This is a genomic window from Bacillus cereus group sp. N6, assembly GCF_016483705.1.
GTDB classification, from domain to species: Bacteria; Bacillota; Bacilli; order Bacillales; family Bacillaceae_G; genus Bacillus_A; species Bacillus_A wiedmannii.
Genome location: NZ_JAEHBI010000061.1, coordinates 1 through 22,440 on the forward strand (window position 1 = coordinate 1; position 22,440 = coordinate 22,440).

Here is a 22,440-nt window from a genome sequence, read left to right on the forward strand (position 1 = left end):
TGAAAAGCAACAATCTCAAGCTGCTTAACGAATAAAATGTCTCTGTTTGATTTGTCTATTTTCTTGACATAGTACCAGGTATACTTTTTTCCTTTTCCAACTGTACCGCCTACAAATTGCTTCTGATTTTTGTTATCCATGCTTACACCACGCATTTTTCTCCCTACTTTCTATTTTAGATGATTCTTTCAACTGACACCCTTTATACTATTCCGTTTCCCACCAACCCTTTGTCGTTGAAAATCATTCATTTACTTGTGTCAAACCGTTACTTTCTCGGTAAAATACGCCACACTTTGTGCAGATTTATTATCCCGATTATCAAACAGCTCTCGATACTGCACCATCATGTCCATCCATTCTTCTTTTGAAATTTCCTGTGCTTCAGAATAACCGATTCCTACAGCTTTGGCATACGAATCAATTGTCCATTCTATCGTGTAACCACTACCTTCTAGTAAACTCTGATTTCGTTCAAAAGATAGAATCGTTTCTTTGTCAAACGAACATCTTACTAACTCTGTTAGATAACAAGATGACCCATTTTTTAAGAGAAGACGTTGTTCTCTCAACCATTTCTCATCAAACAACCGCTCCTGTCCGTTTTCATCAAATACTTGAAACAAAACATCGACACTCATGGAGCTCACGTCTTCTCCTTTATACGCAATTGGTTCGTTTGGTATAAATACATAGTCATAACCTAATCTATACTTCATCACGCTTCCTCCTTTCCTAAATGTGAATTCCTACTTATTCGCTTTTTGTGTACGATACGCTCGAATTGCTACAAGTCCACCTAATAACATTACAACTCCACCAATCCACATCCAATACGGATTCTCTGCTTTTCCACCTGTCGTTGGAAGCTTATGTTCTACTTCCTTTGGTGCTGGTTCTGCTGCTTTCACAATTGGCTTTTCTTTTACAGGCTGTGGTTTCTCTGGTGTCGGTGCTGACACTTCAGGTTTTTGTTCTTTCTCTGGTTGTGTTGGATTCTCTGGTGTTTCTGGCGTTGGTACTGGTTTCTTTGCATTTTTCACTGTATGCTTAATGATTTCTCCCTCTTCTTTGATTTCAAAAGAGACTGTTTCTTCATGTAAGACATATCCGTCTGGTGCTTGCGTTTCTTTGTATGTGTACTTCCCGTACGGAATTTTGAATGTTGCAATCCCTTGCTCGTTTGTTTTTCCCTTTACAACTTCTTCACCTTTTTCATTAAAAATCGTAAACTTTGCATTTGGTAATTTATTATTTCCATCTGCGATATCAACCTTAGTTAGTTCTAATTCCCCTTTAATTTGCTTATTCTTTGCCACCAATTCAATTGTCTTTCCTTGTTCTGTGATTTGGAACAGAATTGGCTCTTTTGCTAGTACATAGTTTTCTAACGTTTTCTTTTCTACAAATGTATACATTCCAAACGGAAGGTTTTCTACTTGAATAAGTCCGTGCTCATCTGTGGTATGTTCGCTAACTGTCTTTCCTTCACTGTTTTGTAGAAGGAACTTGACACCTGCTAGTTTCTGATCAGGATTCTCTGCATCCACTTTCAGAAGCTGAACATGCCCTTTGACTTCTTTGTTTTCTACTGTGAAAGTGAGTATTTTTCCTTGTTCGCTAATTTCGAATGGATATTTCGTTTCATTTACAAGGTAGCCCTCAATTCCTTTCGTTTCTTTAAAGAAGTACTTATTGAAAGGAAGGTTCTCTACTTTTGCAATTCCCTTCTCATTTGTCACAACTTTTGTTACTTCTTTTCCATCTGCTGTATATACGATAAACTCAACGTTCGGAAGGATTTTCCCACTATCACTCAACTTCTTGATTTCCACATTCCCTTTTATTTTGTGATTCTCCACTGTGATGTTTGCGATTTCGCTTGTTTTTACTTCCACTGTTTGTGGTGTATCCTGTAACACGTAACCCACAGGACTTTTTACTTCTTTCACGACATAGGTTCCAATCTCAAGATTATCTAAAGAGGCAATGCCCTTTTCGTTTGTTGTAATCGTTCCCACACTCTTCTGGTCGCTAGCTAACACTTCAAATACTGCTCCTGCCAGTGGTTTCTTATTTTCATCCACTTTAAGGATTTTCAAACCGCCTACCGCTTTCCAAAAGACTTGTAAATCCTGACTGACTTTCTCTTGACTACGTTCTAATAGAACCGTTGCATCCTGAATCACACTTGTACCTTTATACATCACGGCATGTTGATTTGTCAGGTTGGCGGTTACTCGTAATGACAATTCCGCACTTTTAGAGGATTTCGGCACTTGTACACGGAATTTTTCACCTAGTTGGAATGTTTCTTTTGCTTCTCCCTGTTCTGTGACAACTCGTGTTCCAACTGGTGCTTCTTGCAATTGAATCTTGTACTCACCTTTTTTTGCATTCGTTTCTACAGCATATGTTGTGGTTTCAAAATACTCACCATGTAACGTAGCTTCTTGCTTATCTGTTGGTTGTACATTCATATAAACATCTTGTGTGTCTCCTGTATGATCCGCCGCATACGTAATAGCTTTCGTTGCTTGCTCCACAGCTGCATCTTTAAATTGCAACTCACCTGTATTGATTTGTCCAAGTGCATGCCAGATACTCAGCTGCGTGGCGTAATGAGCCTGTTGCCATGTAGAAACTCCTAGTTGTTCAGGCGTTTTTTGCGGATATCCATTTAACAGTACACGGTAGACAACATCATCCGTTCGTCCTACCTCTGGTAAATCAGTACCATTTGGAGACTTGAGCCCGTATACCAAGCAATACGCAATTTGACCACTGGCGTTTTTCAAAAGCTCTGTACGGACATTTTTTCCGTATTGTGGACTGTAAGCCCAATTCATCTCGTAATTTTCACGATGAATCACCTCCGCACTCGCAGATTTCATCGGAATCAGTACACTGATGAAAAACATACATAAGCTCATCACCAAGGCCAAGGATTTGGAATACACGAATCTTTTCGTCATTGTTAGTAGCTCCTTTTTGAGTATGAAATTTTCAAAGATCTAAATAGATTTAATATTCAAAAAATTCAGTCTAGTTTGAACAAAAAAATATACTTCATGAACATAGTTTCTACTTGCAGTTAAAAATGATTGAAATCTTTCCTATTTCCTATACAATGTACATTGAATGTATATTATATAGGTATACTTATCAAGTTAATTGGAATTATGTGATTTTAGCTCGATAATATGTTGGACTAAATAGTTCGCCTACAGGCAGATTAAAATATTCTGCAATTATAATAGCCCGAGATGCAATTGTACTTTTTTTGCCTACTTCAATTTCATGAAAAACACCGCATGGAATATTTAAGTCTTTTGAACATTGGTTCATCGTAATTCCTTTACTTTCGCGAACTAACCTTAAATTCGTTACAATATTTAGATGAACATTCATACTTAACACCTCCCTTGGTTTTTATCTTATATCATCTTTAAGCTAAAAACAAGTAAAAAATACATTTTTTTATGTGTTTTTTACAGATTTATTTTTTGTTATTTATTTTCGCTTCACTATCAATTTTATATTTTTTAATTATCAATGAAAGGAATTGGTATTTGTGGGAGTTTTCGGAACTAGATTAAGACAATTACGCCTAGAGCGCAGATGGAAAATGAAGGAATTTTCAGAAAAAGTTAGTGAATTAAGTGATTCCACTTTTACTGTGAACTCGTTATCAAATTGGGAACTAAAAGGCACTGAGCCCCCATATGACATTCTAGCTGTGATTTCAAAAGTTTTAGATGTCAGCACAGACTATTTAATAGGAGCAAGCGACAACCCGTTAAATATTTCTATTTCAGATGAACAACAAGAAAGATGCAATCAACTTTATGAACAACTTTCAAATTTACCAACTATAAAACAAGACAAATTAAAATTAGAACTTGATGCATATTTAAATTTTTTTAACTATAAAGAAAAACAATTGCATATGGATTTTGAAACCTTTGCTAATTACCTTCAAAATGAAATAAAAAAATCTTAATAATTTCATTTAGATAAAAGCCGAAAACCCACTTCTAAAAAAGTGGGTTTTCGGTGTTCTTCAATCGCTTTCAAGAAAGCGGCCTGATAATCCAAGAATAAAATAAATTAAGTCTTGATAAAAATAACCAATCCTTTTCATTTATTTCCTCTTTTAAGTGTTAGTTTGAAAGAAAATTCAATCAGAATCTCAAATGCCATTTGAATTTTCAAAACATGTAACGATTAATTTTCCTTGCAACTTTCTATATGTAGAACCCCTTTTCACTCAAGACGCCTAAAATATCTCTGTAGATTTAACGTTTTTTCAAGTCGAATTTACTCGTTTATATATTGAAATTCTATCAAATTAGTTATAAGATTAAAGTATGTAAATTCAGATAAAGTTTTTCACAGAATTACTTTGGTCAAATTAACACGTAATGTAATATTATTTAAGTCATGTTACAAGATAAAAAACTAATATCTCATCATAAATGCTTTTAAATAAAAAAAACCCTACCTCAACTCCATTTTAATTGTCTTATCAGTTTGGCGGCTGAAACAATTAAAATGACCCAAAAAGTAGGGGGTTTTCTTAAGTATATTTAACACAATACAATTATACCATATGTTAAATATCTTGTGAATCAAAACCTCCTATTTTCCATCCTTTGTTGAGTTAGGAAAAATAGGAGGTTTTTTTGTGTTCATTCGGAATTTTTTACTCAGCTCAGCTTTAAAAGATTTAAATCCACATATTCAACATTTATCCCAAAAAGAGGGTACAATTAATCGTCATGTAAAACATGTCATTTCTTATATAGATCATATTTTATTAGAGTGCGAAGCCAAGAATACATATGATTACCTAGATTCTCCTCAAAAATATCGTGCTTTAGAAACAATCTTATCATTTTTAGTACAGGATGGTTATTCTCAAGTATCTCAGAAAAAATTAAGTCAAAAATCTAAAGTATCTCTTCCACTTATCAATGAAATAATATGTTTTTTAGAAGACCTTGGTGTTTGTCATCAAATTAAGACTAGACGCCACGGTAAAATTGCACCTTCTGTTTATATTCTCACTTTACATAACAACTATTTAAAAATCTTAGAATATTTTAAGGAAAAATGGGCGTTAACTATTGATGTTTGTTCCACATTTACAGATTTTTTGTGTAATAATTTTAATAAGAAAAAAGATATCCAATCTGAAGAAACGCAACTTTTATCTACATGTCATGGATTAGATTTATTTAATCCTGTTGAAGTAGAACCTGAAGAAAAAGAAACGAATTCTGACAAAGATAAGAAATTGGAAACTAGCTTACAAGAGATACTGGCGGCAAGATTACAAGAAATGAATGATTTTATGAGTGAAGATCAGAAGAAGATTTACCTCTACATGTTAAGTAAAAATACAAATATTACTGAAAAAGATGCTTATAGAATTGCATTGCGTATGCCACCAGACGTAGATTGGGAAGTAAGAAAGACTTTCGAGGAGTGTGTACGCCATTTTGAGCATACTCAATCAGATGTAAGTACTCCTGCCCATTTCATAGAAATGTATACAAATAAAATAAATACTTATAGGGAACTGCGCAAGGAGAAATTAAAAAAACACATGGTTAATACGGAGTTTGATAAGCCATTTAAGAACCAAATTGACCTTAAGAAGTTACGAGAGATACTAGGTTTTAACTCTTAACTTCTATTTCTAACAACAAAATAAGAATCATATAGCCTTGTTGAAAAAATTACACCTTACAAGGCTTTTTGTCATGAAATTGTATTTTTAAATTTTAAAATCCTCTTAATCAATTATTAGTTTTTAAGTTTAAAAGGGTGTTTTTAGAATGAGCGAGCTAAATTCATACATAGAATGATAGCTACATTGAATAAGCAATTGAATAAGTAATTGAATAAGAAGAAATCTCTAAACCCTTGTGAGAGTAAGAACCAATAGGCTAAAATAAATCCTAATGTAACTAATTTTTTTAATTATTTAAAACATGATTTAAATAATATAGATGGTGTTTCTTATAAAGATTTAGCTATTTATATGTGGTTTTATAAATTATAGATAGCCCCCTGTTTTTTTAATAAAAAACACAGGAGGTAAAAATTACCCTCCTGTATTTCCATGTTGATATTGCACTATTATATTTTCTGATTTTTGAGGAGTATTTACATTATCAATATTTAAAACACTTAATAATACTATAGCACTTAATACAGTGAATTTTATTATTTGCATGAAAGCACGTCCTTTTTATTAATTTGTTTTGCATAATTGTAAGATAAACTAAAACATTCGCAAGATCTAAAATATTTATTTTCCTGCTTATACTTATGTGCAAGTTGCTCAAAGTACCTTTGATTATATGCTGTTAAATTTTGCTTTTCAAAATATAATTTCCCTGTTAAAATTATTTCTTCAATTTCTATACCAGGTAAATCAAGTACAAAAGCTTGAAGAATATTAAAGTGATGTGAATATTCTTCATGATTTAAAGATTTACAAATATGTATCCCTCTTTCAATACAATCAAGTGCATCCGCATTTTTTCCCAATTTAAAAAGTTCTTTTGCTTCAACAAATAAAGCTTTATAATTATTTAATACTTTGTTGTTTACCTTAGAAAGATAATGTAAAGATTGCTCAGTTAGCTCTTGTTCTGAATACATAAAACCTAAATTTTGCTGAACCATTAATATCCAATTCTCTTCTTTAAGTTTTTGAAACGTATGTAATGCTTCGTAATAAAAATCTGCTGCTAATTCATAATTTTTTAAATCTGTACACATTAATCCGAGTAAATTGTTACAAAAAGCAACATTTGTTTCAAAAGTATCATTTTTAAGAAATACTTTCTTAGATACTAAGACCTCTTTTATTCCTAAAAGAGATTCAAAATTGTCATACAAAGAAATGGCTAACATATAATGGAATTCTGTATATTCTAATTCATCAGGTACATCATGTAATAATTCTTTTGCTTTATAGAAATAAGCTTTTCCCTCAATATAATTTCCCACAGCGTTAAAATAAATTGCTTTAAAAAATGTGTAGTAGTATCCTAAAATACCTGTAAGAGGTATATCGAAAGTATCAATAACATCAAAACTATCTTTTGAAATATTTAAATTATTTATTAAAAAATTATATCGAAATTGCATAAGGTGATAGTAAAGAGCCAAATCAGAGTGTTTTTGAAATTCATCAAAATGCAAATCGATTTCTTCTTTTAAGACGATAGAACTGTCTAAATCTCTCTTACGAATAGCTGCATACAAATCATTTAATTGCTGCGATAAAGATTCGATATTGTGTAATGAACGGTTCATTATATCCCCCTCTTATATTTCTCCATTAAAAATCCCCTTTAATTATAACAAAATAAAAAGATTTCTGAATATTAAAACTATATTTCTCAAGTTTATTATGACATGAATTTTCAATATATATAAATTTTTTCTGTAATTGGAGTATAACAACCAATTACAGAAAAAATCATGCATATATGCATATCCAACATTTACATCATTTTGGATTTAAATGTAAAATGATGTTTATTTGAAGGGAAGACTGTTAGGATTCGTCCATAATTGGCTGAATATGACTCTACAAGGATGCAGCAAATTTCTTTAGGATTCCCTAAAAACCCCGAATATAACTCTAACAGCCATCCCGAGTCAGGGAAACAGGTTTTAGCGTTTGGGAGAGAGACATCAGTCCAATTCCTATCTCCTCTCGCAAAAACACGCTCAGTGAGGTAACAATGGACTGATTTCATGTACATGCTATTACATGGATAAGCAGAAAAGTTTTTTAGTAAATATGATACCAACTCAATTTAACTTAAATAAATACTATAAAAAATTAAAATAACTTATTTTAATTTTTTATAGTATTTATTTACTTTTATTAACCATAAAAATATAGTATAATTTATGTATACACTAAAAATTTCATGCTATAAGTAAATCAATCAGTAATAAATAACTTATTTTAAATTTTATTAAGTTATTATGAATTAAAAATAAGTAATATGGAGGGGTTAAATTATGAAAACTGAAACTATGCATTATGTGGTTCAAAATGACAATGGGAATAGTGAACAAAAAATAACAATTAATGGCGAATTAAAAAAGCAAGCAAATGTATATAAGAAATTGACCAAGAAGCCAACGTATTTAAACCTTAAACCAGAAAACGTGATACCTAACTTATTAGAAAACTTAAATGTCTCTATTACATCTGGTGCAGTTTCATCACCAGGAATGTATTTTATTGGGGATAAGGCGTTAAAAAGTAGTGATTCACCACATAATCTTGATATAGATGTGCTAAAAAAATATGAGCAAGAATTACCAGTTATTAATACGTCTAGCTTTTTAGCAGGTTATGCAGTTCAAGAAGTTTTTAAAAAATCAGGGTTATTACCAAATCGTATTGATTTAACGGTTGAAATGGAAACATGTCTTCCAGCCTCGGAATGGACGATAGAGAATGCTGAACAATTTGAAAAAAAATATATTGATCATATTCATACAATAACAGTTCATGTGGATGCAATAGATGTTGTAGTTAATGTGAATTTTGAAAAAGTAGATGTGCTTCAAGAAGGGGTATCCGCTCTTTTTGCGCTTATTAATGAAATAGATGAAAAAGGAATCGTAGGGTATAGATCATCTAATATGTTTACAGAATTTCAAAAAACATATCAGCTTGAAGAAGTAACAGGCGAGTACTTTGAAAGTAAACGAATTCAACATGCTGATATAGGGGATGGAACAACTGAATTCCCACTAACTGAAGGTTATGATTTTGAACACGATAAAAAAAGTGGAAAAAAATACGGTATAGGCCATGCGATTGAAAGTGCCAAAGAGAAATTAGCTGACGAGGTGAATGTTGAGATAGAACGTCAACATTTTGCAGAGATCATTAAAGATCCAAATCCCAATAGAAGATTTAAAAAACTTGCCCTTGCCTACTTAGATGAAGAAAAAGTAGAACAAGCTGATAATATTTATTCAGAGCTTACAAAAAGGTTGCGCAAGGCCCAATATAATGTGGATGTTGTCGCCGTATATGGAGGTGGAAACATTCATATGAAAGATGTTTTATACGACCAACTAAAAGATTTTTGTGATAAATATGGTATTAAAGTCTTATGGATTCCAAAGGACTTTACAACGAATATGAATGTTGAAGGAATGACGATTTATCATGTGTTAAGTCAAGAGGATGAAGAATAAGGAGAGAGAGTATATGGGTAGGAAAAAAGGAGAAAAACGAAAAACTGATAATTACAGCTTTCAAGCAAAAGACCCCAATATCAGGAAATTACTTGATAATCAAAAAAATATTAATGAATCAATTCGTAAAATTCTCCTTCATCATATTAATAAGTATGGTTATGGAGAAATAGATCAACCTGATGTGCAATTTCAAATGTTGCAAGAAATTTATGGTGGTGGGAATCAGATTGAAACAAGAGGTAGTAACTTTGTAGAACCAACCAATAGAAATGAAATAACAGAAAACATAATAAAACCTGCAATTTCAGAACCATTAATAGAAGAAAATATGGATAAACAAAAAGCTAAAAATGATATAGATGATACTAACGAGAAAATAGACCATAGAAGAAATAAACCTAAGTTTGATCGTAATAAATTTAAAAAATAAAATTTATGATAAATATGTGTACAAAAAAATAGGAGGAGAAAGGATGTACTACAAATTAGATTTCTTATTACAGTATTTAAGCCACAAACAAATGCCTTGTAAGTTTGTTATGCAAGGCGGAAAAGTAGTAAAGGGCATCGTAGATGGCAGAGACGAATATACTATCTACGTACAAACAGAAGAGCAAACACATTGTTTGTTCAAAGGTTCGATTATGGATATTATACCTGTGGAAAAATTGGATTTAAAAGAAATCCGATCCATCACGCATAAGTGGAATACTGAAAAAGAGAAAAAGGAAAAATTGCAAAGTAAATAGTATGTTGCAATAAACACCATTTGAATTTTAAGCAATTATTAATAAAAAATCCCTGTTTATAGAATCAAAATTCTAAAATAGGGATTTTTCTTGTTGTATTGCTTTTATTCGCATAATTGTTGTGAGGTATGCTAAATCTTCTAAATAGCAATATTCACAAATTTTTTTGTTGGAAAATTGAAGTGCGGAGATTTTAATTTTGTGCATTTTTTCTTTACCCGAATGCTTGAACTCAGCGGCGTATTTTTTGATTTTACGTAACGTACTATAACTTAGGTGCTCAACTATATTATTGCATTTCATACAATGTTTCATTGAACATCACGTTTCAATAGGGAACTTTTTATTTGAATCAAGTGAAGTCCTTCTTTCACTAAAAATTTAAATAATGAAGAGAGGATTTCATCACTTATTGTGATAAGATATCTCTCTAAATACAGTTTGAAATTTACCTTTTTCTTCATCCCATTTTCTCTTACTCATAATGAGATAACGAACATAATTATTGTCGGATTTATTGTGAGCTGATATCATCATTGCATCTTTTTTGCTATAGCAAGATATATCGTGAATTCTCCACGTTTTTTTCAAATCAAATGAGGAATGTTTCAGATTTTCACAAGCTTGTTCTAGGTTACTTGCTTGGATGAATGAAAGTGTACTATCAAACATATTTAACGCTACGTACGTTGTAAGATGCATGGAAATAATAATCTCCTTTTGTATGAGTATAGTTACTTAGAAAGTCTACAGAGCTACAGAAGAATGTTTGGAAACAGTATTGTTATTTTCATCTTCAGATGAAATATATTTTATTTGCTGTACGCTAGGAAATAAATTCTCGATTTTTTCATTAACACGAATAGAAATTGATTCAAATAAAACTTCTCGGTCTTCGATAGATAGATGCTCAATATTGAAATATTTTTCTGTTAGTTCACCAGTATCTTTACACAGCTTCTCTCTTTTTTTCTTTTCTTCAAGTTTCATTTTTCTTTTTAATTCTTGTTTTGCTTTCTTGAGTTGTTCTTCTTTTTCTAGAAGTGCTTTTAGTTTTTCTATGGTTTTATTACTCATGTAATCTACCACCTTTTATAAATTACTTTGTTAATCTACTAAGTATTATTTTTTATGAAAACGATTAGGTGTATTCGCTTGAATATAATTAGAAAATATTTTAAATACTTCCTCTCTATCTTCAATTGGCATGTGATACATATCGAAGTATTTTTCGCACAATGCACCTGTTTCTATTAATCGTTTTGTACGTTTTTTTCTATCATGCTGTTTATCTTGAAATTGTAATTCTCGTTTTGTGATTTTTAAGTACTCTAATTCGCTTTCAATCTTTTTTAGTTCTGTTTCATGGTTCATTTTTTATCACCTGAGTCCCAGTAGATAGAAAAACTGTGTACATCAATTATAATTTGTGTGGATAGTAAAATCAATAAAAATAATTCAGAAAATTATAGAAAGAAAGAAGAAAAGATGGTAAAATATCACTGTAAGGAATATACAGTGCGCACTTACACAAACTTTTAGTTTATACGTTTTACCAACCGAAATACATCGGTTGTTCCCTACGGGGTTGGTATAGTGGAAGTATCAAATTTGAGGAGGTGAACTAGGATATGGCGATCTATCATTTAAAGGTAAAAACAATTTCAAGAAAGAAACAACAGAATGTAGTAGCGAGTGTTGCGTATCGAAGTGGGGAGTCATTGTATTGTGAACGAACAAAAGAAACGAAATACTACTCTCGTACCGTGCAACCTGAGACGCATATCCTAGCACCTTCTGAAGCACCATTATGGGTTTTTCGTCGTCAAGATTTATGGAATGAAGTAGAACGTTTTGAAAAAAGAGGAAACAGTCGCTTAGCAAGAGAAGTGGTTGTAGCAATCCCCAATGAATTATCAGAATCGGAGCAACGAGAACTTGTTTTAACATTTGTACATGATACATTTGTACAACAAGGAATGATTGCTGATGTTGCGATTCATCGAGATGACAAAAATAATCCTCATGCCCATATTTTATTGACAACTCGTGAGATTTCTCAGGATGGATTTGTGAAAAAGAAAAATAGAGATTGGGATAAGAAAGAAAATCTACTTGCATGGAGAGAAGCATGGGCGAAGTATGCGAATTTGTCTTTAGAAAAAGAAAATGTACAAGAGAGAATTGACCATCGTTCTTATGAAGAACGAGGAATTGAGTTGTTACCAACAAAGCATGTCGGTTATAAAGAACATCAGTTAGAGAAACGTGGGGTTCGTACAGAAACAGGAGAATATAATCGTCGTGTGCAAGCCTATAATCAGCGTCTCATTTCTTTACAAGAAAAGAGACAATCGCTCGTTAAAGAACAACAAAAGAAAGAAGCAGATTCGATTTCAAAAGTAGAGATATCCGTCAAAGGATATGTCGCTCTTCATAAAAAAATTGAGCTTGTTACGAAACAACAAGAACGTTTACAAGATAGCAAATCGAAACGGAAATTACATTCTTATACATGGTTAAAAGAGCAAATTGAAACATCCGCTTATCGACAGTTAGAAGAGAAAAATCTGCACGTATATATTCAAGAACAACCAATGGAAGTACAAGGTGAATATTCGGTTCGCATGTATGAAAAAATGAAAGAATTACAAACAGAAGATATGGTGTCACTTGTAGAAGCGGTCGAGCATGACATGGTTATGGAAAAGGTTGAAAGTCATATGAAGCAATCTGTAACTTATGAACGCCTACAATCACATGTAGTCCTGTTAGATCGTTGGGAAAAGAGTATGCAAAAACAGAAGAACGATGGACGTATTTTGGATACTCGCTATGTGTCAAATATGAAAACACTACAAGCACAAAGAGAAGATACGAAAGAAGCCATTCAGTGGTATGAATTGCAAGCGATGTCCTATCTTTCTCGCCAAGGATACAGCGTATATCTTCGTGATTGGAAGGAAGAAAAACACCCAGAAATAGCGATTCAATTGTTAGAAGAAATGAAACAATCTCCTTCGCTTTCTATGGGCATGATTGTGCAAAGAGTGAAAGAAAATGAAGTGTTATCAGAAGCGCAAAAAATTATCAGAAAAAAAGTAACCATTGATGCCATTGATATACGAAGAAAGCAACTCCATAAATGGAAAGTGGCGGAACAAAAACAAAAACGTTCGGAACGTGTGGAACACATTATTGAGCAAGCAAAAGTGTTAGTGAAAGCTCGTAAGATTTTAGTGGAACGTTGTGAAGAAGAGTTGAAACAATATCCGAAAACAGCATCGTATATGCAGTCATTAGGTGTAGTGGAAAATAGCCCGATTAAGAGTACATGGTTTAGCTGGAAACAAAGTATGGGAAGAGATGTAACAGAAGAAGAAAGTATGTCTTACGCTATAAAACTATCGGTACAGCAAAAAGAAGAAAAGGTGTTACAGGAAGCTAAACGAGTATTACGAAAAGAGGTAACGTATCACAATGTGTCTGTAGCTATTGATCAGTTACAAGAACAGTTAACGGATACACCAATTAAAATCATATTGAATGAAGCGAGAACGAAAAAAATGGAGTATGAACTTGCGATTGAGCGAGTAGGTGAGTATCAGGAACTCTCTTCTAAGTGGAGAAAAACAAATTCTCAACAATATAGATTAGGAGAATTAAAAACATGGTTCACTCAAATAGGAATGGATGTAAATCATCCAGCATATAGCTTACAACGAATGAAGTGGAATGTAGAGAAAATAGAAAAAGAAGCGCTTCGAAAAGAACGGATAGCGGAAGTGCAATTACCACGTATACAACAAGCGGAAAAGGTATTAGAAGAACAGGCGATTCGTTATGTAGGAGAAACGTATCCAGAGCTAAAAGACTTGTATACCCATCGTCATTTACTGAGTCATAAAGAGCGACAAGTATTGGTTCAAATGAAACTGTGGAATGAAGAAAGTGGCACGGTGTACGATTTTGTGAATCGTCAAGGGAACTTGGAAGACCTACAAGATAAAATTATTCGTAAAAAATTACATGTGAGGCAAAGTATTTCGCATGTATCAGCAGTGGTACAAAAATTTACGAAAGTGCAACAGGCAGAACAAGTCTTAGCACAAGCAGAAGAAGAGAAGAAAGAGTTAGAAACAAAAGGGAATACGTTCAAGCGAGTGGTACTACGAGACCAAACATTACTAAAAGAGTATCAGGTTGTACAGGAGCGCATTGAAAAAGCGAAAGAGGTTCTACAACTCAAGCAAGAGTTAGTCAAAGAAAATGGGGAAGTACGCCAAGCAGAGTTGGAAGAACTGAAGTTGTCGTATCATCAATTCCAAGAAAAAGAAAATCGTTTAGATAGCTTACTGGAAGTATCAGATATTCTGGAGCGTACGCGTCAAAAAATGCAGCAAGAAGCAAAAGAAAGAGAATATGAGCATCAACAAGAAATTAGAAGGCAAAAAATGAAACATAGAGGATTGGAACTATAATGAGAAAGGGTGAATAACTTGAAACAGACAAAGGTGTTATATAGTGTCATCGGTGCGTTACTCCTTGTAGTGGGGGGGATGGTTGGAATCATCGTCGCAAAAAGCGGTGATTCCCCTCCTATGCAACAAGTCACGAAACAAGAGGAGGAACACACCTCTCAAAAGAAAGAGCAAAAAAAGAAAATAACCGCAGAAGATGTGAAGATAGTGGAACAACGCACGAAAGAATATTTAGATCCCTATGTACGTGTGGAAGGGTTGAAACTTTCTGATGAAATGGTGCGTGAGATACAACAGAAGTTTTTAACAAATCGTGTACAAGAAGAAGTATTACCGAAGTATGCATATCTTGCAGATTGGCGTGGGGCAACACAACAAGGTATGGTACAAACTTATCAACTACTAGACAAATACAGCCAAATCGATCAGCCCAATCAAACGATAACTACATATGTGAAATACAATGATCCTGCCAGTGTATACGGGCAAATAGTGGACATTGAGCTTTGGATAGAGTGGATAGAAGAAAATAAGGAATGGCGTATCAATAGTAGCTTTAACTGGATTAATCGTTCGACAGGTGAAATGCTCCCTGAAGCAAAACCGATATCTGATAATAAGCGAAATATTTTAAAAGGTGGGAGGGAAATTCGCTTCCCTATCAACCATTGATGAAAAAAATATAATCTTGAGTAGAAACGCTATTTGATTAAATAGCGTTTTTTTGTGTGTACAACTTTAGTTTTCTTCTACTCCCTCATATGTATCTAAAGAACCTAGAATTTTATCAGGATGGTGAGGATACATGGGACAATATCAGATGTTGTACAGCACACCGTATCTTTATTCTTCTCGAACGTTACAGGAAATGTATAGGGGTGCAAGAAAAGAAGACGATATCACTGCAATACAAGGGCATATGCTCCGTCATGACGTGTATTTAGACCGGCAATATCGAGGGTACTATTCTTTGAGTGAAAAAATTGAAGATGATTTGTATGGAAACGAACATCCCGTCTCTTGGAATGAGTTATTAGAAGATTATCAGTTGTTTAAGGATTCCCAAGGGAATTTATCCATTCAACCGAAAGGATGGCGATAATATGACCATTGTAGGCGAATTAGGCATTGTATATGGCGTAACAGGGGCAACTGTTATGGGTATTAAATTGCTGAAACGAAAAGGACTTCACCTTCCCGATTGGATGCTACGTGCGGGTCTCAAATGCTTGGTAATTGGTACGGTGTGGTATGTGCTACGTGATATGCTCGATGTATTTCTACGCTAGTATTTTATCGGGTAGTTGAAGGGAGCTGTCGCAATGCATGGAAACAACTTCTTTCTTATGTACTACATAACCCCAACTACCTCTAGGGAGGTATGGAGTTTATGTTTTCGCTTTTGGTAATTCCAGTTACTTTTTTAACAGTAGCGTATTTTTTTAAGGGAAAAGAGCTAAGTGATAAAAAGAAAATCAAAGCGTTTTTTGAAATCACGAAAGTGTGTGTACAACATAAAGGAGAAATGCAGTACCCCGTCTTTTTGAAACAAACAGAGGATGATATTAGTACAACGTTTGTCTATCGGCTGCCATTAGGTGTGCCGAGTCAGCTCATACAGAAGTTAGCGCAAGTATTAGAGGAAGGGTTGTATAAACCCGTCATGATTTTCTTTCAACGACGGGAGCTGTTTATACGGGTATTCCAGCAATGTATTCCTGAAAAATGGCATTGGTCCAATGAATTGTTACGAGAGAAGACATGGAACGTCATCATTGGAAGAGCGTTAGATCGAATGATATATCATGATTTTGAAAAAACACCGCATATGTGCGTGAGTGGGATGACTCGTTTTGGCAAGACAGGTTTTCTCAAAAATATGATGACCAGCTTAATTTTACAGCAATCCAATCATGTAAAACTATATGTCATTGACTTAAAAGAAGGTTTAGAGTTTAGTCCCTATAGGGACTTATTACAGGTAGAAGAAGTGGCGGAGAATCCCATGCAAGCATTTGATATGTTGAATTGTATCCGTGAAAAGATGGTAGAACAGGTAGTACGCATGAAAGAATCTTATTTTACCAACATTGTAGATACACCAATCAAAGAGCGCTATTTCATTATAGTTGATGAATCAGCGAACTTGTGCCCAACACAGGGATTGCCAAAACAAAAGAGAGATATGCTCTATATGTGTCAAGAAATGTTATCGGAAATAGCGAGGATTGGCGGAGCATTGGGGTTTCGACTGATTTTTTGCACCCAATACCCGACTTCTGATACCTTACCAAGACAGATTAAACAAAATAGTGATGCGAAGATTGGATTTCGTTTGCCGACAGTGGTTGCTTCGCAAGTAGCGATAGATGAAGGAGGGCTAGAAACTCTTCCCTCAATTGCTGGAAGAGCCTTATTCAAAACAGATCGTGTAGAAGAAATCCAAGTGCCTTATTTGTCTAACAAGGAAATGTGGAATGTATTAAAACAGTATAAGGTGGTGAAGAAAACTGAAACACCAAAAACTGAAACAAAAAGCGAGACACATCGAGATTTTATCGAGTTTAAGTAAATTGGACTTTGCGTCTAGACGTCAGTTGCAAGTCATTCATTGTTTAGGTAGCATTCGGAATGCAAATCGTATCCTGAAGGATATACGCTCCTACTGTCATGTGACTTCGCACAACCGAGAGTATGTATATTATCTCAATAAAAAAGGGATGGCACTGCTCGGCATACAGGCGAAAGAACGAAAAAAGAAGCATCAATTAGAACATATTTTATTGCGAAATGAAGCATGGATGTGGCTAGATTTTCCTGATTGGAAAACAGAGCAAGTCATCACTCTACGCTATCAAGGAGAAGAAAAAACAATTGTCCCAGACGCATTTTTCACAAAAGACAATATCCCTCATTTTGTAGAAATAGATCGGCTTCAGCACATGAAAGTGAATGAAAAGAAACTACAATTATATGGAAATATCACAAACATTTATAAAAAACAGAAGGGTACGATTCCTGTTATTACTTTCTTTACTTTATCAGATTGTCGACAATGTAGATTAGAGGAATATGCGATGAAATATAATGTGTTCTTGAGGACAATGGTTATTAAAGAGATATTTTAGTTTATTAGACATCAATATCCCAAAAATCATGATAATTAATACTGTTATCAAATTTTTTTAGGGTTTTAATGATTTTGGTCGCTGAAGTTAAAGTAGGAATACGCTCCTTTTTATTGGCAAGGTCGCTTATAAGTGATTTACTTAGTCCAGTTCTTTCAACTAGCCACTGTTGCTTAATTCCTCTACTATCTAGATAATTACCAAAGGGTGTTCTTCTTTTACCTAATCCAAAATGAAACATTAGAAAACCTCCTAAAATATAAAAATGGTACTCATAGCTTGTACAAATTTCCATAAAACTAAACGTTTGTTCATAAATATGGAATCTTTTTTTATAGAAAGCATAGAATGATACAGGGCATGAAAAATAAATGTAATTATTTCATGGAATATAGCATACATATTAATAGCTACAAGATGCGAATAAACTGAAGTATAAATTGCATCTTGTTGCAACGGGTATGCTAATAAAATAAAAAAGCGAAAACTCTTACTCTCGCAAGGGGTTTCGCTTTTTGTATGGAGTGAGGAATTGGAAGTAGGTAAGAAGAAACTTATTAATTTCACGTACCACAATGTAAAAACATGTAAAATAAAAGAGGAACATCTGAAATAAGGGGGTTTCTCTGTCATCCTGTCGATATTTGCTGTATAATAAGGAAGATCAATTAATATGACTCCCAATATGCGGAGTTCACCATGTTGCACTTTTTTCATAGTAGCAGCTTCAACAAAAATCAAAATTCCTATGGATAGCAGGCACACAATACTGACATTGTATTGTATACCTGCTCTTTTTTTAGTATAGGTAAGGCGTAGCAAAGCACACAGTCTTGGCAACGGAATGGCTATAGAATAAGAGAGTAGTGGCGAGGTGCGTAAAGGGAATCCCCTTGAGAGTCACATGCATGTTTTATGCGATTCTAAGGGGATTTTGTGTAGGAACACATGATGAATTTTCCAGTATTCCTCTATATGAGTATATGATACAATCAAGGTGTTCTGTATATTCCATTATATTGAACACCCATAGCAAATGCCTACAAGCAGGAGGCATTTCTTCTTATTTTTCCCTTCAGGTAAGCTAACGACCTGAAGGGTTTTTATCGTTAGAAAAGGGACAGTTGGATTGGTTCTTGTTCTTGATTTGTACAAGAGATATGACGATGGTAGCTCTTCCCTAATCTTCGCTGTATCTCCTTGTCGAGTAACGCAATTGCATATTCCTGTGATTCGGTATACATGACCACTTCTTGCGTCGGATACATCTCTCCGCTTGGTGCTACGATGGTATAAGAAAGTGTATAGGCACTAATTTTCAAAAAAACGCCTCCTTATTGCGCATAATAGTGAATGCAATAGAATACATACGTGATGAGGACACCTACAAATATGATACCGTATAATTTTAATCCGATCAGTGCGAATTTAGAAAAAATAGATAATCCTTTTTTGGGAAATGTAAATAAAACACCAGCCAAGAATAAGACAACAGAACCACTTATGAGAAAACTAATCAATATTTCCACCTCTTTTTTTGTGTATGCTGTATGATCGGTTATAGTTCTTCCAAATCTGTTTCCGTAATCTATACAGGTGCAACATGTTCTTGTTCCAGCAAGGTTTGCAACTGTTGTTGGAGTTCAAATCCATCTCTCGGCTCTGCCAATAAAAAAGGTAACTACTCAGCTTTTTTCTTTACCGTAAAGACGTTCCATCGCTTCAACAGTGAATAAATATTCTCCACGTTTGTTTCCGGGTTTCAAGAAATACTTAATTAATCCTTGTGTTTTTAACTCATCGATTATAGGACTATTTTTAATACGCATTCTTAAGGTGGATTCGTTAATATTCCATCGATAGCTTGCTTCGTTAGTGGTCATAACATCTTGTAGTTTCATGTAATTCATATGCATCTCCTATATGTTGTAAAGGTCTAATATACTCCTTTTCCTATTATTATAGGTCCATCATAATGACTTATAAGTCATTTGTAAATTGATATTTTCAAAAAAATTATATTTTTAATTGAACGAACTTGAATATCGAGATAAAATAATGCAATGTGACAAAATGTTCAAACAGAAATGGAGAGAGTCATCGTATGTATCCCAAATGGATTGACAAAATGGCATTTTCAAAAGCACATTAAGAGTTATTAATTCGGTTGTATAGAAAGCAAATCACACGAAGAGAATATGATTCTTTGGTGAATGAGCTATATGTTTTAGAAACAAAGGGGATCTCAAAATAAAACATTGAAAAAATTATTTTGAGATGTTTTTGATGTGGAAATAGAATGGAGTGAACTGTAATGAGGGGAAATAAAAAAGAAGAGCAAATACAGAAAATCATACTTATGCAAGAAGAAATCCGGCTATGGATTCAATATGTATTTCAGCAATGGGAGAGCAAGAAACAAGAACAGCACAATTCATTTCCCAAATTAACATATATAGAGACAGTAGCATTTGAAAGCTCAGAATCATATCAAGAAATAAAAAGCCTTTCTGTAGGAATGGTGCGGGACATGAAACCATATAAAAGAGAAAAATTATTGCTACGAATAACGGAATTGCATCAACATATGCAAAGTATTGTGGCGGCCGTCCTAGAAACGATACAAAAATATTATGTATCCTAATTGATGTATATAATGATATCTCATTGAAAAAGTATTGTAAGTGAACAGTAAGTAATAAAAAAAGAGTAGCTAATAATGGCTACTTAAAATGGAATACATATTATGGATGATTAACAGTTTTCTCATACAAGCTGCACTTTATACAAAAGGTTAAGAAAATTATAGGTGGTTTGTATCCGTTGTCTGTTTTTATTTTAAACATGTTGTTTCAATTTGGATCGAGAACTGGTATTGCTCGTGTGATTCTTCTTCTAGCAGAGTAACAAGGGCTTGTAATTGATGAATGACTTTTTGTTTAGACTTGCGTCCTGCATAGTGGATATGAAAGGACTCTGAAATAGAGGATTCTACCTGTTCTATAGGTTCTAATGGAATCGTTGTGGATTCAAATTCTGGAATTACGGGTACATCTTGCATTGGGATGGTGGGTGCAATTGATTGCGTTTGGACAGGTTCGTTGATAGGAGCAAGTTGTGAATCAGTTGGTGTTTCTTCTTTCCTTTTGTTCGTGTCTTTTCCTTTTCGCTTTGGATGCGCTGTTCCTTGCGTTGGAATTTCATGCTTTTTGTACAAATCGTATAGTTTGCTATTATATGTGCCTAAACCTGCGGTAATTTCTTTGTTTGTGAAATGTTCTTTCCAATATTGCAGCCGCATTTTTTGTTCTTCCGCAGGTAGAGATTCGAAAGAAGCTAAGGGAATCCATGTATTCAGTTCTTCGATACGTACTTTTTCCGTCAATGGGAATCACTCCTTGAAAGATGGTATGTTATATAGATTCTATAGGAAAGAGGGATTCCCTTTGAAAAGAATTGTATAGACCGTTATTTTTCGAAAAATTCTTTATTACTTTAGCCCTCTTTTTTTAAATTGCTGATTCAAAGCGTTCGGACCACATCCTAATTGTTTACAGATTGTTTGGTACGTAAGTCCTTGTTTCCGTAACATAACCGCTTGTTTACAACGTTCGTCCCATTTCTTTTGCGTTTCTTTCTTTGTTTCTTCCGGTGTTTTCGGCTGCCATATTCCTAGACCTTTCAGTTTCTTCCGCAACCAGCTCACTTCACAATCTATTTCTACTGCAATTTTATACAGCGGTACGTTCTCCCTCAGCATTTCTATAATTTGTGGTAGTAACTCGTCCCAATTTTTCTGTTTGGTATTCTTTCGTTTTTTTTCCTTACATGATACTAACGCGGTCCCTAAGCGATACATCTCTGCTCCGATAGTACACTGCTCTACACAATATTTTGGGGATTGCTCTCTCCTAAACTGACAATTATGACAATGCTCATCTTGTAAATTTAAAATGTGAATTCTACTTTCTCTTGCATTCATTCCCTATTTTCCTCAGCTTTCTACTTTTCTTTTATTATACCGAGGATAGTTTGACATGAATACATCCTTCCAAACATTTAGAGAAGTGAAGGTAGTTAAGAAGATGATAACAATAAATAACGATAAGAAATGGTATAGGTTTTGGGTATCTTACCCGTTTTGGAAATAGGTTTCCGAAACTTAGGGAGACCTTTCTAGTTTACGGGATTTATGAAATGATTCTATGTTATACTTTTTACAGTGACAAGTCTCTTCTATAGTACAAACACCTTGTCACTATGCTTCTATCGTTATTTTTTCGTATCTTAAAAGAGCCATCATCCCAAATATTAGGATGATGGCTCTTTTAAGATACGATGTATTGCGTAGTTCAACATATACAAGAGTAAAATATGCAAAATTGCATATTTCACTCTCCCTATTATTGTGTATAATGAGGAAAATATAAAATGTAAGGTTTCAATAAGGGGAGGAATTGGGTATGTCAATTGCAATCGCAGTCTTAACATTTATTGGGGGAGTTGCTCCATTAGTTACACAATTGTTAAAAGCATTTATGTAGTTTATCGTTTTTAATATGTTGGAAACGTGATAGAATATGATTGTCTGTTATTTGTTTTCATTCATTTGCCCCTTTGGGGCTTTTTTATATAAAAAGTAAACACCACATCGGTGGTGTTTAGGAGAAGATCATCTGAATTTAGTAAAAGTATTAGCATCTTGTATTTTACAGGAAATTATATATCTTGGTATTGAGACAGTTATTCTGGTTCTGTTGCAAAGTTTGAACAAAACTAAGCACGTTTATAAACTACGGTTATCGTTTAAGAAATTTTGAATAATTG

24 protein-coding genes are annotated in these 22,440 nt (G+C 33.7%); 12 read left to right on the plus strand and 12 right to left on the minus strand.

The features are described 5' to 3' along the window. Positions 1-260: 260 nt before the first annotated feature. The 3 genes from JDS99_RS26970 to JDS99_RS26980 form a co-directional block, all read right to left on the minus strand. Positions 261-719 (minus strand): hypothetical protein, encoded by a 459-nt coding sequence (locus JDS99_RS26970; RefSeq protein ID WP_206773309.1) that lies wholly within the window; start codon positions 717-719, stop codon positions 261-263. Positions 720-749: 30 nt separating this feature from the next. After that, positions 750-2,921, minus strand: a complete 2,172-nt coding sequence (locus JDS99_RS26975; protein WP_242475763.1) for a SpaA isopeptide-forming pilin-related protein — start codon at positions 2,919-2,921, stop codon at positions 750-752. 259 nt (positions 2,922-3,180) lie between these two features. After that, positions 3,181-3,411 carry a helix-turn-helix domain-containing protein gene (locus tag JDS99_RS26980; RefSeq protein WP_199696049.1) on the minus strand — a complete coding sequence of 77 codons (231 nt, stop codon included), beginning with the start codon at positions 3,409-3,411 and terminating at the stop codon, positions 3,181-3,183. Between the two features lie 163 nt (positions 3,412-3,574). Between JDS99_RS26980 and JDS99_RS26985 the strand changes: the two genes are divergently transcribed. Next, positions 3,575-4,003, plus strand: a complete 429-nt coding sequence (locus tag JDS99_RS26985) for a helix-turn-helix domain-containing protein (protein ID WP_199696050.1) — start codon at positions 3,575-3,577, stop codon at positions 4,001-4,003. Positions 4,004-4,687: 684 nt separating this feature from the next. After that, positions 4,688-5,695 carry a Replicase RepFR55 gene (locus JDS99_RS26990; RefSeq protein WP_199696051.1) on the plus strand — a complete coding sequence of 336 codons (1,008 nt, stop codon included), beginning with the start codon at positions 4,688-4,690 and terminating at the stop codon, positions 5,693-5,695. 539 nt (positions 5,696-6,234) lie between these two features. Here JDS99_RS26990 and JDS99_RS26995 read toward each other — a convergent pair. After that, positions 6,235-7,335 (minus strand): response regulator aspartate phosphatase, encoded by a 1,101-nt coding sequence (locus tag JDS99_RS26995; RefSeq protein WP_199696052.1) that lies wholly within the window; start codon positions 7,333-7,335, stop codon positions 6,235-6,237. 720 nt (positions 7,336-8,055) lie between these two features. Here JDS99_RS26995 and JDS99_RS27000 point away from each other — a divergent pair. The 3 genes from JDS99_RS27000 to JDS99_RS27010 are packed head-to-tail and all read left to right on the plus strand — an operon-like array spanning position 8,056 to position 10,004. Beyond that, positions 8,056-9,252: a ParM/StbA family protein gene (locus JDS99_RS27000; RefSeq protein WP_199696053.1), complete on the plus strand. Its 1,197-nt coding sequence runs from the start codon at positions 8,056-8,058 to the stop codon at positions 9,250-9,252. Positions 9,253-9,265: 13 nt separating this feature from the next. Beyond that, positions 9,266-9,685: a hypothetical protein gene (locus JDS99_RS27005; protein ID WP_199696054.1), complete on the plus strand. Its 420-nt coding sequence runs from the start codon at positions 9,266-9,268 to the stop codon at positions 9,683-9,685. 43 nt (positions 9,686-9,728) lie between these two features. Beyond that, positions 9,729-10,004: an RNA chaperone Hfq gene (locus JDS99_RS27010; RefSeq protein WP_199696055.1), complete on the plus strand. Its 276-nt coding sequence runs from the start codon at positions 9,729-9,731 to the stop codon at positions 10,002-10,004. A gap of 405 nt (positions 10,005-10,409) precedes the next feature. Here JDS99_RS27010 and JDS99_RS27015 read toward each other — a convergent pair whose 3' ends face one another. From JDS99_RS27015 to JDS99_RS27025, 3 genes are read right to left on the minus strand one after another with little or no spacing between them, the layout of a single operon-like run. After that, positions 10,410-10,706 carry a hypothetical protein gene (locus JDS99_RS27015; RefSeq protein WP_199696056.1) on the minus strand — a complete coding sequence of 99 codons (297 nt, stop codon included), beginning with the start codon at positions 10,704-10,706 and terminating at the stop codon, positions 10,410-10,412. 45 nt (positions 10,707-10,751) lie between these two features. Beyond that, positions 10,752-11,081 carry a restriction endonuclease gene (locus JDS99_RS27020; RefSeq protein WP_097906947.1) on the minus strand — a complete coding sequence of 110 codons (330 nt, stop codon included), beginning with the start codon at positions 11,079-11,081 and terminating at the stop codon, positions 10,752-10,754. Between the two features lie 45 nt (positions 11,082-11,126). Further along, positions 11,127-11,378, minus strand: a complete 252-nt coding sequence (locus JDS99_RS27025) for a hypothetical protein (protein ID WP_199696057.1) — start codon at positions 11,376-11,378, stop codon at positions 11,127-11,129. 257 nt (positions 11,379-11,635) lie between these two features. On the opposite strand from JDS99_RS27025, the gene mobQ reads away from it, so the two are divergent. From mobQ to JDS99_RS27055, 6 genes are all read left to right on the plus strand, one after another. Continuing rightward, positions 11,636-14,485: a MobQ family relaxase gene (gene mobQ, locus JDS99_RS27030; RefSeq protein ID WP_199696058.1), complete on the plus strand. Its 2,850-nt coding sequence runs from the start codon at positions 11,636-11,638 to the stop codon at positions 14,483-14,485. 9 nt (positions 14,486-14,494) lie between these two features. Beyond that, entirely contained in the window at positions 14,495-15,157 is a 663-nt protein-coding gene (locus JDS99_RS27035; protein WP_199696059.1) for a hypothetical protein, read from the plus strand. A gap of 133 nt (positions 15,158-15,290) precedes the next feature. Continuing rightward, positions 15,291-15,587, plus strand: a complete 297-nt coding sequence (locus JDS99_RS27040; protein WP_006920342.1) for a hypothetical protein — start codon at positions 15,291-15,293, stop codon at positions 15,585-15,587. A gap of 1 nt (position 15,588) precedes the next feature. Further along, complete coding sequence (locus tag JDS99_RS27045) at positions 15,589-15,774, plus strand: hypothetical protein (RefSeq protein ID WP_199696060.1); 186 nt, start codon at positions 15,589-15,591, stop codon at positions 15,772-15,774. A 101-nt stretch (positions 15,775-15,875) separates the two neighbouring features. Then, positions 15,876-17,057 (plus strand): FtsK/SpoIIIE domain-containing protein, encoded by a 1,182-nt coding sequence (locus JDS99_RS27050; RefSeq protein ID WP_199696061.1) that lies wholly within the window; start codon positions 15,876-15,878, stop codon positions 17,055-17,057. Continuing rightward, the gene (locus JDS99_RS27055) at positions 16,996-17,613 is read left to right on the plus strand and encodes a replication-relaxation family protein (protein ID WP_199696068.1); all 618 of its coding nucleotides are present in this window, start codon (positions 16,996-16,998) and stop codon (positions 17,611-17,613) included. Before JDS99_RS27050 ends, JDS99_RS27055 begins: the two co-directional genes overlap by 62 nt. Before the next feature lie 4 nt (positions 17,614-17,617). On the opposite strand, the gene JDS99_RS27060 is transcribed toward JDS99_RS27055, so the two are convergent. From JDS99_RS27060 to JDS99_RS27070, 3 genes are all read right to left on the minus strand, one after another. After that, positions 17,618-17,854, minus strand: coding sequence for a helix-turn-helix domain-containing protein (locus JDS99_RS27060; protein ID WP_199696062.1), 237 nt, complete (start codon positions 17,852-17,854; stop codon positions 17,618-17,620). 868 nt (positions 17,855-18,722) lie between these two features. Beyond that, positions 18,723-18,935, minus strand: coding sequence for a hypothetical protein (locus JDS99_RS27065; RefSeq protein WP_199696063.1), 213 nt, complete (start codon positions 18,933-18,935; stop codon positions 18,723-18,725). Between the two features lie 363 nt (positions 18,936-19,298). Next, positions 19,299-19,523, minus strand: coding sequence for a helix-turn-helix domain-containing protein (locus JDS99_RS27070; protein ID WP_199696064.1), 225 nt, complete (start codon positions 19,521-19,523; stop codon positions 19,299-19,301). Between the two features lie 404 nt (positions 19,524-19,927). Here JDS99_RS27070 and JDS99_RS27075 point away from each other — a divergent pair, with 404 nt between their 5' ends. Further along, positions 19,928-20,257 (plus strand): hypothetical protein, encoded by a 330-nt coding sequence (locus tag JDS99_RS27075; RefSeq protein ID WP_199696065.1) that lies wholly within the window; start codon positions 19,928-19,930, stop codon positions 20,255-20,257. Positions 20,258-20,446: 189 nt separating this feature from the next. Here JDS99_RS27075 and JDS99_RS27080 read toward each other — a convergent pair whose 3' ends face one another. Together JDS99_RS27080 and JDS99_RS27085 are read right to left on the minus strand one after the other, a co-directional pair. Next, positions 20,447-20,998 carry a hypothetical protein gene (locus tag JDS99_RS27080; RefSeq protein ID WP_199696066.1) on the minus strand — a complete coding sequence of 184 codons (552 nt, stop codon included), beginning with the start codon at positions 20,996-20,998 and terminating at the stop codon, positions 20,447-20,449. Between the two features lie 105 nt (positions 20,999-21,103). After that, the gene (locus tag JDS99_RS27085) at positions 21,104-21,595 is read right to left on the minus strand and encodes a zinc-finger domain-containing protein (protein ID WP_199696067.1); all 492 of its coding nucleotides are present in this window, start codon (positions 21,593-21,595) and stop codon (positions 21,104-21,106) included. Between the last annotated feature and the right edge of the window lie 845 nt (positions 21,596-22,440).

Excerpts from the sequence above, each read along its gene's own strand:
- JDS99_RS26970 (WP_206773309.1), bottom strand. The coding sequence starts at position 719 with ATGAAGTATAGATTAGGTTATGACTATGTATTTATACCAAACGAACCA.
- JDS99_RS26975 (WP_242475763.1), bottom strand. The coding sequence starts at position 2,921 with ATGTTTTTCATCAGTGTACTGATTCCGATGAAATCTGCGAGTGCGGAG.
- JDS99_RS26980 (WP_199696049.1), bottom strand. The coding sequence starts at position 3,411 with ATGAATGTTCATCTAAATATTGTAACGAATTTAAGGTTAGTTCGCGAA.
- JDS99_RS26995 (WP_199696052.1), bottom strand. The coding sequence starts at position 7,335 with ATGAACCGTTCATTACACAATATCGAATCTTTATCGCAGCAATTAAAT.
- JDS99_RS27000 (WP_199696053.1), top strand. The coding sequence starts at position 8,056 with ATGAAAACTGAAACTATGCATTATGTGGTTCAAAATGACAATGGGAAT.
- JDS99_RS27005 (WP_199696054.1), top strand. The coding sequence starts at position 9,266 with ATGGGTAGGAAAAAAGGAGAAAAACGAAAAACTGATAATTACAGCTTT.
- JDS99_RS27010 (WP_199696055.1), top strand. The coding sequence starts at position 9,729 with ATGTACTACAAATTAGATTTCTTATTACAGTATTTAAGCCACAAACAA.
- JDS99_RS27015 (WP_199696056.1), bottom strand. The coding sequence starts at position 10,706 with ATGCATCTTACAACGTACGTAGCGTTAAATATGTTTGATAGTACACTT.
- JDS99_RS27020 (WP_097906947.1), bottom strand. The coding sequence starts at position 11,081 with ATGAGTAATAAAACCATAGAAAAACTAAAAGCACTTCTAGAAAAAGAA.
- JDS99_RS27025 (WP_199696057.1), bottom strand. The coding sequence starts at position 11,378 with ATGAACCATGAAACAGAACTAAAAAAGATTGAAAGCGAATTAGAGTAC.
- mobQ (WP_199696058.1), top strand. The coding sequence starts at position 11,636 with ATGGCGATCTATCATTTAAAGGTAAAAACAATTTCAAGAAAGAAACAA.
- JDS99_RS27040 (WP_006920342.1), top strand. The coding sequence starts at position 15,291 with ATGGGACAATATCAGATGTTGTACAGCACACCGTATCTTTATTCTTCT.
- JDS99_RS27045 (WP_199696060.1), top strand. The coding sequence starts at position 15,589 with ATGACCATTGTAGGCGAATTAGGCATTGTATATGGCGTAACAGGGGCA.
- JDS99_RS27050 (WP_199696061.1), top strand. The coding sequence starts at position 15,876 with ATGTTTTCGCTTTTGGTAATTCCAGTTACTTTTTTAACAGTAGCGTAT.
- JDS99_RS27060 (WP_199696062.1), bottom strand. The coding sequence starts at position 17,854 with ATGTTTCATTTTGGATTAGGTAAAAGAAGAACACCCTTTGGTAATTAT.
- JDS99_RS27070 (WP_199696064.1), bottom strand. The coding sequence starts at position 19,523 with ATGAATTACATGAAACTACAAGATGTTATGACCACTAACGAAGCAAGC.
- JDS99_RS27075 (WP_199696065.1), top strand. The coding sequence starts at position 19,928 with ATGAGGGGAAATAAAAAAGAAGAGCAAATACAGAAAATCATACTTATG.
- JDS99_RS27085 (WP_199696067.1), bottom strand. The coding sequence starts at position 21,595 with ATGAATGCAAGAGAAAGTAGAATTCACATTTTAAATTTACAAGATGAG.